Raw genomic sequence first — 13,406 nt, 5'->3', positions numbered from 1 at the left:
GGCCGCCCCTGAGTATTAGAAAATGACGTCGTTACACAAGTAGAAAGCTTCGCCGCTGTCCGGGAGTTGCCGCTGCCAGATCGTGTAGATCAAATGCCTGCCGGACTTGCCGCTCGGCAGCCGGGTGGCGATCTGGTACACACCGTTGGAAATCGGCGGGTTGGTCACCTGGTTGAACTGCTCGAGATCCGACCAGCGCAGCGGCGTCAACGGGTCGTAGCCGTTGCGCGTGACGTACGTCGTCCACACCCCCAGGTGGGCGGCGGTCGCCTTGACCTGGAACGTGAAGTTCGCGCCCGAGGTCAACCGGGTGGCAGGCCAGTCGTTGCGGGCCAGGTTGAGACCGGTGTACTTGGCCCGGCCCGCGCCGCAGAGCTGGCCGTCCGGGATGAACGCGCGGTGGTTGCCCGCGACGTTGGGCAGGTTGACCTCGTGCCAGTCGTAGAAGGCCTGCGTGCCACCGGCGGCGACAGCGGCCCGGCACGCGGCTGATGTCGGGTTCTCCGGGTTCTCGTTGAACCTGCACTGGTACGTGCGGCTTGGCGGGTTCATCGTCGAGCCGTGCGCGCTCGCCGAGGAGATCGGCAGGACGGCGGACAACAGGATGGGGATCGCTCCGAGCAGGGCGACCAGGGCACTTCTGCGGCGCTTGGTCATCAGGCGTCTCCTTGACAGCGTTGTCATACGTGCCATGAAGTCGTCGCGCCCGACCCATGATTCTGCAGTGTGAATTGGTCTAGTCCAGCATGGCAAGGGCCGTTCGGGCTAAAAAGATTGCGCGCAGGGGCCCCTAACAGCCGGGAACAAACCCACGATTTGACCCACACAAGGGGGAATTACCGCCCGGCGACAGGAGAAGTGTCATGCGGCTGAGATCTGTCCTGATATCGATCATCACGTTACTGGGAATCATTGTTTCGGTCCCACAGGCCACTGCGGCCATCGGCGACGACTGGGCATTCGCCTACAACAACCACTTGGCCCCGCTCGCCGGATTCACACCGATGGATCCGGCCCGTCAATGGAGCAAGAACGGCGGTGCGAGCGCCGAAGTGCGTTCGCCCGGTGTCGGTCAGTACGAGGTGCTGTTCCCGAAGACGGTGGTCAAGCGCGGCACCGTGCACGTCACCGCCGAACGGCAAACGCCAGGATGGTGCCAGGTCCAAGGATGGCAGAACGGCAACAACGGCCTGCACGTGTTCATCCTGTGCTTCAAGCACGGCGGCGCACTCGACAACAGCCGGTTCGCCGTGATGGCAACGGAAAGCAGCCCGGTCCCAACGATTCCGGCCATCCCGGTACACGCGTACGTCTTCGCCGACGCGGTTGGGACAGTGCTCGCCAACTTCAACTCGTCCGGCTTCACCAACTCGGTCAGCCACGGCGGCCCAGGTTCCGGGATCTACAAGGTGTCCTTGCCGATGAAGGGCTTCAATGAGCCGAACGGCAACTTCCAGGTGACCGCGGTGGGGTCGAAACCCGCGCGTTGCAAGATCGCCGAATGGGTGCCGTCGGCCAACGGGCAGACGGTGATCGTCGCGTGCTTCGACGGCGCCAGCATGCCGTTCGACACCGCGTGGACTCTCAGTTACAACAGGGAACTGCCGCTCATTGGCGAGTCCGGCCCGCCGAAGCGGTACGGATACATCTGGGCGACCCCCGCATTGCCGCCGATGACCAGCTTCAACTCGGCAGGCGCGGCCAACACCGTCTCCTTCGGCGGCGGGCAGTACCTGGTGACGTTCAAGACGATCGGCATGCATGAAGATCACATGCAGGTGACCGCGTTCGGCAAGGGGCCGGCTTACTGCGTGCTGGGCGACGTGTGGTTCAACAGCTTCTTCGGCGACGCCACGATCCGCAACGTGGAGTGCTACGACCAGCTCGGCGCGCTGATCAAGCACGAGCCGTTCGTCGCGTACACGTCACGGCACTAGCTCTTGACCATCCTGGCGGCTGAGTCTTTACTGTTCGGAAAGTTTCCTATTTAATTCGCCGCCAGGATGGAGCCAAGCCATGCTCAGACGTGGGTCGGTTGCCGTGGTCACGTTGTGTTGCTTAGCGGGGACCGCGACTCCGGCGACCGCGGTCCCCGCCGGATTTGTCCGCGTGGACCAGGTCGGATACGCGACGAGCGAAGCGAAGATCGGATACCTGCTCGGCACCGAGGCGGTGTCCGGCGCATCGTTCACCGTGGTCGACGCCGCGGGCCGAACGGTGTACTCCGGCAAGGTCGGTGACAGCCTGGGCGGCTGGAACGACACGTACACCGCCGTGCACCAGGTTGATTTCTCCAAGATCTCCCGGCCGGGTACGTACCGGGTGAAGTTCTCCGGCAAGATCGCCGCCGAATCGCCAAGCTTCAAAGTGGACCGTGCGGCCGCGCTGTTCCAGCCGTTGGTGCGCGCCACAACTGAGTTCTTCCAGGCGCAGCGCGACGGCAGGAACGTCATCCCTGGACGGCTCGACCGCAAGCAGGCACACCTGACTGACGCCAAGGCGACCGTCTACGCCGAGCCGAAGTTCAAAGGCGAAGGCGGCGACGAGCCCGCCGAGCCGCTCAAGCCGATCGGCGGGCCGGTCGACGTCGAAGGCGGCTGGTTCGACGCGGGCGACTTCGTGAAGTTCACGTCGAACACCGCGTATTCCTTGGCAGAGCTGGGTTACGTCCAGCGCGAAGGCGGAAACCCGCAGCTGCACGCCGAGTTCGAACACGGCCTCGACTGGTTGGACAAGGCGTGGGACGCCCGGACCAAGACGCTGTACGCGCAGGTCGGAATCGGTACCGGCAGCGCGGAGTTCGGTTTCGTCGGCGACCACGACGTGTGGCGCCTGCCGGAAGCGGACGACAAGCTGAACGTCAAGCCAGGTGACCTGGAGTACTTCATCAAGTACCGCCCGGTGTTCCCGGCCGGGCCCGCCGGGTCCGCCGTCAGCCCGAACCTCGCCGGCCGTGTCGCGGCGGCGTTCGCCCTGGGTGCCCAGCTCGAGCGCGATCCACGGCAGGCAAGGCGTTATCTGGAAGAGGCAGCCTCGATTTTCGCTGCTGCCAAGACAACGGACGTCGGTGAGCTCGTGACCGCGTTCCCGCACGCTTACTACCCGGAGTCGTCATGGCTGGACGACATGGAGCTCGGCGCGACACAGCTCGCGTTGGCGGCTCGCAAACTTGGTGATCACAGGTACTTCGGCTGGGCGCGGCAGGCGACCCACTGGGCCGGTCAGTACATCGCCAGCACTGACAAGGACACGCTGAACCTGTACGACACCAGTGCTTTGGCGCACGCTGAGCTCATCGGGTTGTTGCGGCGCGGTGTGCACGGCGCCGAGGTGACTGAGCGGCAATTGATCGACGACCTCAAGCGGCAACTGAACCAAGGCGTCCAGGGAGCAGCCGCGAGTCCATTCCGGACTGCCGTGGACATCACCAACTTCGACGCGGCAAGCAAGAGCTTTGGCTTCGCCGCGACCGCTCGGCTCTACCGCGCGGTGACCGGTGACCGGACTTACGACGCTTTCGGTGTGCAGCAACGGAATTTCGCACTGGGTTCGAACGCGTGGGGTATCTCGCTCGTTGTCGGTGCCGGCTCGAACTCCCCGAAGTGTCCGCACCACCAGGCGGCGAACCTCGCGGGCGACCCGAACGGCGGCAAGCGGGTGCTGTACGGCGCGGTGATCAACGGCCCGAACGGCGCGTCGAACTTCGAGCACATCGGTGACATGCCGCCGGGCGCGATCCCGTGCTCGAACTCCTACCAGGCCTTCGACGGCAAGGGTTCCCGGTTCTTCGACGACCTGAGGTCATGGCCGAGCTCGGAACCGGCGATCGACTTCACGTCGACGGCACTGCTGGCCTTCGGCTTGTCCAGCTGAACCCGGCTCGTGAGTGGCCGGTCAGCAACCGGCCACTCACGAGCTCGCGTTCGGTGTTCTGGTCTTGGTTCTGCTGTTCTTGGGTTTCTTGGTCTTGCTCGTGTTCTGCGGGTCGCCCGGTTCCTCCTCGGCGACTTCGGTCTCCTCCGCGGGCGGCGGAGCCGATGACGTCGGTCCTGGCGTCTTCGCGACCGTGTCGCGTTGCTCCGACGGCCGCGGCTGTTCTTTTTGCTGGTTCACGGGTTGTTGTTGCGGCACCTGGGATCCACCGGCGACCGATGAGTCGACTGTCTGGTCGCGATCGGGCTGGATACGGATCGGAGTGTCGCGAGCGCCGTCAGTTGTCGGCGCGGCAACGAACAACGCGATCGCACCGGCAGTCAGGCCCGCGCCGATGATGGCCGCGGCTTTGGGGAGAAAACGCCGTTGTGGCCGAGGAAGCGGAGTCGTCGGGCGTTCGGCCCGCAGTAGCTGCACGCATTCGCTCGCAGTGGGGCGTTGATCCGGGTCGTTGCGGGTCATCAGATCGAGCGCTTCGGCGAGCGGCTCCGGGATGTCCTCAGGGATCTTCGGCCGCCGGTTGAGCCGCGCCAGGACGGTCTCGGCATCGAGCCCGGGATATTCGATCTCACCGGTGAGGCACTCGAGCAGGATCAGGCCAAGACCGTAGACGTCGGCAGGCGGACCGACCTCGGTGCCAAGCACCTGTTCGGGTGAAAGATAGGCCGCGGTTCCCACCAAGCGGTCCGAAGCTGTGATACCGGTGCGGGCGAGCAGCTTGGCCAATCCGAAGTCAGCCAGGTGCGGGAAGCCGTCGGCATCGAGCAATACGTTGCCAGGCTTGATATCCCGGTGCACGACGTTCTTGGCGTGCACGTACGCCAAGCCTTCGGCGACCCCGATACCGATCTTGCGCACCTCGTCGACGGGCATCGGCCCTTCGTCGATCCGGCGGCCGAGCTGCGGGCCTTTGATGAGCTCAAGAACGAGGTACGGTTCGCCGTTGGCGACACCGGAGTCGAACACCTTGACCAGTCGCGGGTGGTCGAATCCGGCGAGGAGCTTGGCTTCGTCCTCGAACCGCAAGCGACCGACGGGATCGGCGTGTGGCTGGAAAATCTTGATCGCCACCTCGCGATCCAACCGCTGATCCCACGCTTTGAGCACGCGCGCGGTGCCACCGCGGCCGAGTTGCGAGATCAGCCGGTATCGATCGGCCAGCACGGGCGCGGCGCGTCCGCCGGATTCCTCGTACATCTGAGCCACACTAGTGACCATGGATCTCAAATCCATAGCGGACCAGCTCTACGCGCTGCGGCCAACCGAATTCATGGCCGCACGCTCGGAGTTCGTGCGCGCGGCGAAAGAAGAAGGCGACAAGCAGGCGGCCACGGCGATCGGCAAGTTGCGCAAGCCGTCGACGGCCGCGTGGGCGTTGAACCTGCTGGCGCGCAGAGAACCGGCCGAACTCAAACGTCTCGCGAACCTGGGTGCGTCATTGCGTGACGCACACGGCAGATTCGACGGCGAAACACTGCGTGAACTGTCCAAACAACGACACCAGCTGGTGCGTGCGATGGTCGCGCAGGTCAGGTCCTTGGCGTCAGCCGAAGGCCAGAAGCTCAGCGAGACGGTCGTCCGGGACATCGAGTCCGTGTTCGCGGCGGCGCTGGCGGATCCAGCGGTGACTGAAGTGTTGCAAGCCGGAACACTTTCGGCCACAAACGACCTGTCGTCGCCAGAAGCCTGGCCAGAACCACCCGAACCGGTAGTTGACGAAGTCGCCCTACGGCGTGAACAACGTGCGGAGCGTCGCCGTCAGGAACTAGGCCGAGCCCGAGCGGAAGCACAACACACCGCGGAAGTCCGCGACCGGGCGCAGTCGGCTTTGGCGCACGCCGAGCAGAAAGCCGAACGCGCTGCACGGCAGGTCGCGGAGTTGACTGCGGAGTTGGAACGGGCCCGCGAGGCTGAACAGGAGACTGCGCGCGAGGTTCGTGAGGCCCGAGCGGTGTTCCGGACAGCGGAGAAGGCAGCCGAACGTGCCCGCCGTCAGCTGGAATCCCTGGAGTAGCGCTACTGCACGATGCGCTGGAGCGCGGACACGGCCCCGGCCCGGTGTTCGTTCCACAGGCGGACGACCTCATCCGCGTCACCTGCGCGAATAGCCGCGATGATGGCCTTGTGCTCGGTGTGCACGCGGGCTCGGCTGTCCGCGGAGCTGTAGTACAGGGCGCGATACGCGTCCGTCGCGTCCCACATGACCCGCACCAGGCGAGTCAACCGGGGCATACCCGACGCCTCAAGCACCGTGAAGTGGAACTGCCGGTTCGCCGCCGCCATGCCCACGATGTCGTCGGCCGCGGCCGCGCGCATGATGTCTTCTTCGGCCTGCTCAAGGCGTTCGATGTCCTCAGCGGACATCAGCGGTACGGCCCGCAGCGTCGCCTCGGTTTCCAGCAGCTCGCGGATCCGGTACACCTCAAGCAGATCGTCCAGCGACAAGTCCGCGACCTGGTAGCCGCGATGCGGCCGGTAGATGACCTGGCCCTCGCCTTCCAATGTCCGCAAGGCCTCGCGCAGCGGCACGCGGCTGACACCCAGTTTCTCGGCGAGTGCGTCCTGACGGACGGCGGATCCGGGTGGCATCTCGCCGGTCAGGATGGCCCGCCGGAGTTCGGCGAGCACGAATTCCTGCGTGGTAAGCGGGCGTTTCATCGAGGGTTGCTCCGGTACTCGGCAGGGGTACGGCTGAGGCTGATGGGGTTGGCGATGTGGGACAACCCGTCGATCGAGACGACCGGTGACAGGCCAACGGCGTCAGCCAGGGACACCGCCTCGGCCACGTTGTTGATAGGTCCACAAGGGACACCCGTGTCATTCAGCACGGTGAACCAGTGCGAAGCGTCCTGTGTGGACAAGCGGGCATTGATGGCGGAAGTCAGCGCGTCCTGGTTGGCCACGCGCAGCGAGTTCGTGGCGAACCGGGGGTCGGTCTCAAGGGACAACGCCGAACACAAGGCAGCGAACTGTTTGTCATTGCCGACGGCAAGCACGATCGGTCGATCCCGTGCCTCGAACACCGCGTAAGGCGCGACGCTCGGATGCGCGTTGCCCATCGCGGTTGGCACGGCCCCTGCCATCACGTACCCCGCGGACTGGTTGACCAGCGCGGACAGCAGTGACGACAGCAGCGAGACTTCGACGAGCTGCCCTTCGCCGGAGATCGAGACGTGCCGCAAAGCCGCCAGGATGCCAACCATCGCGTGCAAACCGGTGATCACGTCCACCAACGCGACTCCGGCTTTGGTAGGGGAAGCAGGCGTTCCGGTCACGCTCATCAACCCGCCGACGGCCTGAACCAGCAGGTCATAGCCGGGCAGCGAGGACGAAGGCCCGAAACCGGTGATCGAGCAGTAGACCAATCGGGGGTTCACCGCCGACAGCGACGCGTAGTCCAGGCCGTAGCGGGCCATCGTGCCTGGCCGGAAGTTCTCGACCACGACATCCGCCGACGAAGCCAGCTCCAAGGCGGCGGGATCGGCCAAGTCCAGCGAGACCAGCCGCTTGTTCCGGTTGAGGCCCATGAAGTACGTGGAGACGCCGTCGACGTGCGGCGGCCCCCAGGCCCGGGTGTCGTCGCCGGTTCCCGGCCGTTCCACCTTGATGACCGTCGCACCCAGGTCGGCGAGCAGCATCGTGGCGTACGGCCCGGCCAGCACACGGCTGAAGTCGGCGATCGTCACGCCTTCGAGAGCTTGCACGGTGTGAACACTATCATTGGAGAATTGATATTGGATCCAATTTTGGGTTAGCCTGCCAGTCATGACCCGTCTTGCCCCGCTGGACCTCGTCGACGCCGACGGCCTGCTCTCCGACGAGGAGCGCGCGATCCGCGACACGGTCCGCAAGTTCTGCACCGACCGGATCCGTCCGCACCTCGCGGAATGGTTCGAGCAGGGCGACCTGCCCGCGCGCGACCTGGCGCGGGAGATGGGCGACCTAGGCCTGCTCGGCATGCACCTGAAGGGCTACGGCGCTGCGGGCACGAACGCGGTCTCCTACGGCCTGGCCTGCCACGAGCTCGAAGCCGCTGACTCCGGCGTACGCAGCCTGGTCTCGGTGCAGGGCTCGCTGGCGATGTACGCGATCTACGCGTACGGCAGCGAAGAGCAGAAGAACGAGTGGCTGCCCCGGATGGTCACCGGCGAGGCGATCGGCTGCTTCGGGCTGACCGAGGCGGACTTCGGCTCCAACCCCGGCGGCATGCGCGCCAACGCCAAGAAGGACGGGTCCGACTGGGTGCTCAACGGCACCAAGATGTGGATAACCAACGGCTCGATCGCCGACGTCGCGGTCGTCTGGGCGCGCACCGACGAGGGCATTCGCGGCTTCGTGGTCCCGACGACGGCCAAAGGCTTCCGGGCCAACACCGTGCACGGCAAGCTCTCCCTGCGCGCCTCGATCACCAGCGAGCTCGTGCTTGAGGACGTCCGGCTGCCCGCGGACGCGGTCCTGCCGTTGAGCAAGGGCTTGTCCAGCCCGCTCGGCTGCCTGACCGAGGCCCGGTTCGGCATCATCTTCGGGTCGATCGGCGCGGGCCGGGACTGCCTGGAGACCGCGATCGCGTACGCCGCCGACCGTGAGGTCTTCGACAAGCCGCTCTCGGCGTACCAGCTGACGCAGGCCAAGCTCGCCGAAATGGCCGTCGAGCTGGGCAAAGGCATGCTGCTCGCGATCCAGATCGGCAGGCTGAAGGACGCGGGCACCCTCAAGGCCGAGCAGATCAGCGTGGGCAAGCTGAACAACGTCCGAGCGGCGCTGCAGATCGCCAGGGAAGCCCGCACGATTCTCGGGGCAAATGGGATCACCCTGGAGTATCCGGTCATGCGACATGCGAACAACCTGGAATCAGTGCTTACCTACGAGGGTACGAGTGAGGTGCACTTGCTCGTGATCGGTCAGGCTCTCACGGGTCAGGCCGCATTCCGCTGACTAGGAGGGCTTTGGACATGGGGGCGTTGTGGCACCCGTTCTCGGACATGGGTGCGGTCACCCAGAACGGCGAGTTCGTCGTCGCCCGTGGCGAGGGCGTGTACGTGTGGGACACCGAAGGCCGTAGGTATCTCGACGCGACCGCAGGGTTGTGGTTCGCCAATGTGGGACACGGCCGTCAGGAGCTGGCTGACGTCGCGGCCAAGCAGATGCGCGACATCGCCGCGTACTACACGTTCGGTGACGTGGCAACGCCGGCGACGGTGGAACTCGCCGAACGCCTGTCGTCGATCGCTCCGATGAAGGACACGAAGGTCTTCTTCACCAGCGGCGGGTCGGACTCGATCGACACGGCACTGAAGCTGGCCCGCCGGTACTGGCACGAGCAGGGCAAGCCAGGGAAGAACATCGTGATCGGCCGTGAGCGCGCCTACCACGGTACGCACGTCGGCGGCACGGCGTTGGCAGGCATCCCAGGCAACCGGGAGGGCTACGGCTCGCTGATGCCCGACGCCGCAACGGTCACGTGGGACTCGGCTGACGCCTTGCGCGCGGAGATCTCCCGGATCGGTGCCGACAAGATCGCGGCGTTCTTCTGCGAGCCCGTGATCGGCGCCGGTGGCGTCTACCCGCCGCCGGACGGATACCTGGCCGAAGTCCGGAAAGTGTGCCGGGACAACGACATTCTCTTTGTCGCCGACGAGGTGATCACGGGTTACGGCCGGATCGGCGGAGCCTGGTTCGCCAGCACGCGGTTCGACCTCGACCCGGACATGATCACCACGGCCAAGGGCCTGACGTCCGGTTACCTGCCCATGGGTGCCGTGCTGATCGCTGGGCACATCGCCGAACCGTTCTTCAAGCCGGGTGTGTGGTGGCGGCACGGTTACACGTACTCGGGCCACGCCACCAGTGCCGCGGTTGCACTGGCCAATTTGGACATCGTGGAACGGGAGGACCTGCTGTCCTCGGCCGCCCGCCTTGAGTCCACTCTGGACAAGGAGGTCAGCACGCTTGCCGTGCACCCCGCTGTCGCCGAGGTGCGCAGTGGCTTTGGCGCCGTCGCCGCAGTGCAGATGGCCGACGCCGCGGACGTCTTTCCCATGATTCGCTTGCTGCGTAAGCACGGCGTGTCCGGACGGGCGGTCGGTGCGGGCGGTCTGCAGATCTCGCCCGCGTTGACGATGACGGACTCCGAGGTCAGCGAGATGGTCGCCGGGTTCGACGAAGCCCTCCGCGAGCTCCAGGGCTGATCAACCCTCGTGAGTGTTTGGCCAGTTGAGCCAAACACTCACGAGCGGTTCCTATCGCACTGTCAGGGAATACTCGGTGCTGCCGGTCTTACCGGACGAGTCCGTGCCGGTGATGGTGATCTTGTACGTGCCTGCCTGGAACGGCGCGATGATGCTGATCTGCGACGAACCGCCCGGGCTGACGGTCTGCGGGTTGAAGAACGGCTTGAACTGAACGCCGGTCGCGTCCAGCGTGATCGTGCCTGTCCCGCCGGTCGCCGAGACGATCGCGGTCAGGAAGCCGCCTGGCCGTGCCGTGCCCGACCCCGGTGACACGTTCAGTTTCACGTCCCCGGCGGGCGGGCCGCCGACCGTCAGTGTGAAGTCGGCTGTCTTGGTTTCGCTCGTTCCCTTGCCGGACACCGTGATCCGATGCGGGCCGGACGGGGTGGACGCCGAGGTCTCGATGGTCAGCTTGGCGTTCTGGCCGGACTGGATCTCGCTCGGCTGGAACGTCGCCTTCACGCCTGCCGGAAGACCTGACGCGGTCAGGCTCACGGCTTCGGTTCCCTGTTCGCCTGCTTTGGTCGTGACCGTTGTGGAGAAGGACTTGCCAGCGTCAACCTGTCCCTGAGACGGGGACAGCGCCAGGGTGAACGAGCCAGGGTTCTGCCCGCCACCGATGAACCCGGTGTACAGCAACTTGTTCGGCGAACCGTTGCCCGGATTGCCCACTGTGTTGCCTGCGTTCTCCACGAGAGCATCGCGAACCTGTTGTGGCGTCGCGGACTGGTTGGCGGTCAGGTAGAGCGCCGCCGCGCCCGCGACATGAGGGCTCGCCATGGACGTCCCGGACATCGTGGCCGAGCCGCTGTTGATGCCGGTGGACACGATGTTGCCGCCGGGCGCGAAAATGTCGAGGCAGGAGCCGTAGTTGGAGAAACTGCTCCGGCCGTCGTCGCGTTCGGTCGACCCCACGGTGATCACCTCGGGAACCCGGGCCGGTGAGGTGTTGCACGCGTCGGCGCTGCTGTTCCCGGCCGCGACAGCGACCGTGATACCAGCTTGTACCAACGCTTTCGCTTGCGCGTCGCCCACGCCGACGTTGTCCATGCCGAGGCTCATGTTCACCACGGCAGGCTTCCTCGCGTTCTGCGCGATCCATTCCATGGCACTCACCGCCGCGGAATCCGGTGCCGTGCCGCCACATCCAAGCGCCCTGACCGCGACAATCTTGGCCTTTTGGCCAGGCCGTAGGTTTTACCGGCGATCGTGCCCGCCACGTGTGAGCCGTGGCCGTGGCAGTCTTGTGCTTCGCTGTCGTTGTCCACGAAGTCGTAGCCGTAACTCGCTCGGCCTTCCCACTCCGGATTGGACGGTGCGATGCCGGTGTCGATCACGTACGCCGTCACGGCCTCGCCCGAATTGGCGTAGTTGTACTTGCTGTCGAGCGGCAGGGCTTTCTGGTCCACTCGGTCCTGGCCCCAGGATGGCGGGTTGTTCTGCGTGTCCGCGATCCTGGCCGTGCCGTCCTGGTAGACCGCCTGGACCCTCGGGTCCGCCGCCAGCCTCCGGGCTTGGGCCTCGGACATGTTCCGAACAGTGAACCCAGAATAAGAAACTCTGTATTCAGCGTGCAGAGTGCCGCCATAGCGAACACTGAGTGCGGACGCCGAAGCGCCCGGCTTGGTCTGCACGACGTAGCTGCCGGCAATGTGCTGCTTCGCTTGGATGACAACGCCTTCGGGTTGAGCGAAGGCGGGTGTCGCGGCGAAAAGGAGAGCAGCGGTGACTCCAAGAACCAATCTCATCACAAGCTCCCTCAGAACGTGATCGACCAGCCGGTCAGCACACCCGCGTCGAACGTGTAGACGTCGCGCATCCGCAACTGCCAAGTCCCGTTGGCGTTCTCACCAGCGGCATTCACCGTGTACGTCTGGTGAATTCCGCCAGGTTCACCGATGCCACCGGCAGTGTGCAGCGGATAGACGGCACCCGAAGGGCCGATCAGGTCAACCACCAAGTCGGCCGTGTACGTGTGATCGATGTCCACCCGGACCGGGAGGCTCGAAGAAGCCCGGCCGTCACACCCGGCGTTCTCGATCGAACTGGTCACAGCCGCTCCAGCGTCCGGAATGGACACATCGGTGTCATTGGTCCTCACATCACACGCAGGAGGCCCGCCGCCCCCGATGAACTGGGTGTTGAGCAGCTTGTTCGGCGACCCGGAGCCCACGTTCTTCAACACGCCGGAGGCGGCGTTGTTCACCAGCGCGTCACGAACCTGGGCAGGTGTGTAAGCCGGGTGCTGGGTCAAAACCAGTGCGGCCGCACCGGCGACGTGCGGTGTCGCCATGGAAGTCCCGGACATCTGAGTCGTCCCGCCGCCGTTGCGCGTCGAAGTGATCGACGAGCCGGGGCCGAAAATGTCCACGCAAGTCCCGATGTTCGAGAACGATGACCGATTGTCGTTGCTGTCCGAAGACGCGACCGTGATCGCCTCAGGCGTACGTGCCGGAGAAGTGTTGCACGCGTTGGCGCCGTTGTTGTTGCCCGCCGCCACCGCGTTCACGAAACCGGCCTGGACCGCACGGCGAACCGCGTCGTCCACTGAGGACTGGGAACCGCCGCCGAGGCTCATGTTCAGGATTCCCGGCTTCGTGCCGTTGCGGGCCACCCAGTCGATACCGCTGATGATCTGCGACCATTGCCCGGTGCCTTGGCAGTTCAGCACTCGCACCGAAACAATGCTGACGTTCTTGGCCACGCCGTAGGTCGCACTGCCGACCGTTCCGGCGACGTGGGTGCCGTGGCCCTGGCAGTCCGAGGCGTCCGAGTCGTTGTCGATGAAGTCGTACCCGCTTTTCGCCCGGCCGCCGAACTCCGGGTGCGCGAAGTACACGCCGGTGTCGACCACATATACCGTGGCGCCCTCGCCTTTGTTGGCATACGTGTACTTGGTGTCCAACGGCAGGTTTTGCTGGTCGATTCGATCCAGTCCCCAGGTCGCATTGTTCTGGGTGTCCGATATCCGGGCAATGCCGTCGGGCGCCACGGAATCGACGCGCGGATCGGCGGCCAAAGCACGCGCTTCGGCCGCGGTCAACCTCGCCGAGAAACCACCGAGCGCGGTGTACTGGCGATCCGCGCGGTACTCGGTAAGAAGTGAACTGACTGAAGCGCCCGGCTTCAGCATGACGATGTAACCACTGGCGGCCGGTGCCGCGGCGACAGCGGGTGCGCCGCCGAACAACACAGCCAAGCCCACGGCGAGTATTGCCCCTCGCATAGGTGCTCCGTTTCGGT

General features: G+C 65.3%; 12 protein-coding genes. 5 read left to right on the top strand and 7 right to left on the bottom strand.

The features are described 5' to 3' along the window. Nucleotides 1–15 precede the first annotated feature (15 nt). Entirely contained in the window at nt 16–657 is a 642-nt protein-coding gene (locus B9C43_RS10305; RefSeq protein WP_033382056.1) for a lytic polysaccharide monooxygenase auxiliary activity family 9 protein, read from the bottom strand. A gap of 206 nt (nt 658–863) precedes the next feature. On the opposite strand from B9C43_RS10305, the gene B9C43_RS10300 reads away from it, so the two are divergent. Beyond that, on the top strand, nt 864–1,937 hold the full coding sequence (locus tag B9C43_RS10300; protein ID WP_084425799.1) for a hypothetical protein: 1,074 nt from the start codon (nt 864–866) through the stop codon (nt 1,935–1,937). A gap of 79 nt (nt 1,938–2,016) precedes the next feature. Continuing rightward, complete coding sequence (locus tag B9C43_RS10295) at nt 2,017–3,873, top strand: glycoside hydrolase family 9 protein (RefSeq protein WP_084425798.1); 1,857 nt, start codon at nt 2,017–2,019, stop codon at nt 3,871–3,873. 36 nt (nt 3,874–3,909) lie between these two features. Here the strand turns inward: B9C43_RS10295 and B9C43_RS10290 are convergent, their stop codons facing one another. Then, nucleotides 3,910–5,130 carry a serine/threonine-protein kinase gene (locus tag B9C43_RS10290; protein ID WP_160096470.1) on the bottom strand — a complete coding sequence of 407 codons (1,221 nt, stop codon included), beginning with the start codon at nt 5,128–5,130 and terminating at the stop codon, nt 3,910–3,912. Nucleotides 5,131–5,149: 19 nt separating this feature from the next. Between B9C43_RS10290 and B9C43_RS10285 the strand changes: the two genes are divergently transcribed. Beyond that, nucleotides 5,150–5,947 (top strand): hypothetical protein, encoded by a 798-nt coding sequence (locus B9C43_RS10285; RefSeq protein WP_084425796.1) that lies wholly within the window; start codon nt 5,150–5,152, stop codon nt 5,945–5,947. Between the two features lie 2 nt (nt 5,948–5,949). Here B9C43_RS10285 and B9C43_RS10280 read toward each other — a convergent pair whose 3' ends face one another. Together B9C43_RS10280 and B9C43_RS10275 are read right to left on the bottom strand one after the other, a co-directional pair. Further along, nucleotides 5,950–6,591, bottom strand: coding sequence for a GntR family transcriptional regulator (locus tag B9C43_RS10280; RefSeq protein WP_033382064.1), 642 nt, complete (start codon nt 6,589–6,591; stop codon nt 5,950–5,952). Beyond that, nucleotides 6,588–7,637 carry a CaiB/BaiF CoA transferase family protein gene (locus B9C43_RS10275; protein WP_235038548.1) on the bottom strand — a complete coding sequence of 350 codons (1,050 nt, stop codon included), beginning with the start codon at nt 7,635–7,637 and terminating at the stop codon, nt 6,588–6,590. The genes B9C43_RS10280 and B9C43_RS10275 overlap by 4 nt, the downstream gene beginning before the upstream one ends. A 61-nt stretch (nt 7,638–7,698) precedes the next feature. On the opposite strand from B9C43_RS10275, the gene B9C43_RS10270 reads away from it, so the two are divergent. Both B9C43_RS10270 and B9C43_RS10265 read left to right on the top strand, forming a co-directional pair. Then, nucleotides 7,699–8,868, top strand: coding sequence for an acyl-CoA dehydrogenase family protein (locus B9C43_RS10270; RefSeq protein ID WP_084425794.1), 1,170 nt, complete (start codon nt 7,699–7,701; stop codon nt 8,866–8,868). A 17-nt stretch (nt 8,869–8,885) separates the two neighbouring features. Then, entirely contained in the window at nt 8,886–10,121 is a 1,236-nt protein-coding gene (locus tag B9C43_RS10265) for an aminotransferase family protein (RefSeq protein ID WP_084425793.1), read from the top strand. A 51-nt stretch (nt 10,122–10,172) separates the two neighbouring features. Here the strand turns inward: B9C43_RS10265 and B9C43_RS10260 are convergent, their stop codons facing one another. The 3 genes from B9C43_RS10260 to B9C43_RS10255 form a co-directional block, all read right to left on the bottom strand. Beyond that, nucleotides 10,173–11,333, bottom strand: coding sequence for a S8 family serine peptidase (locus B9C43_RS10260; RefSeq protein WP_268811570.1), 1,161 nt, complete (start codon nt 11,331–11,333; stop codon nt 10,173–10,175). After that, nucleotides 11,276–11,692 (bottom strand): S8 family serine peptidase, encoded by a 417-nt coding sequence (locus B9C43_RS59580; protein ID WP_268811558.1) that lies wholly within the window; start codon nt 11,690–11,692, stop codon nt 11,276–11,278. The genes B9C43_RS10260 and B9C43_RS59580 overlap by 58 nt, the downstream gene beginning before the upstream one ends. Nucleotides 11,693–11,922: 230 nt before the next feature. Then, a complete protein-coding gene (locus B9C43_RS10255; protein ID WP_235038547.1) occupies nt 11,923–13,389 on the bottom strand; it encodes a S8 family serine peptidase in 1,467 nt (488 codons plus the stop codon). Nucleotides 13,390–13,406: the final 17 nt, after the last annotated feature.

It is taken from the genome of Kibdelosporangium aridum (assembly GCF_900176515.1).
In the GTDB taxonomy this organism is placed as follows: domain Bacteria; phylum Actinomycetota; class Actinomycetes; order Mycobacteriales; family Pseudonocardiaceae; genus Kibdelosporangium; species Kibdelosporangium aridum.
This window is presented reverse-complemented; position numbering and strand designations above follow the sequence as displayed.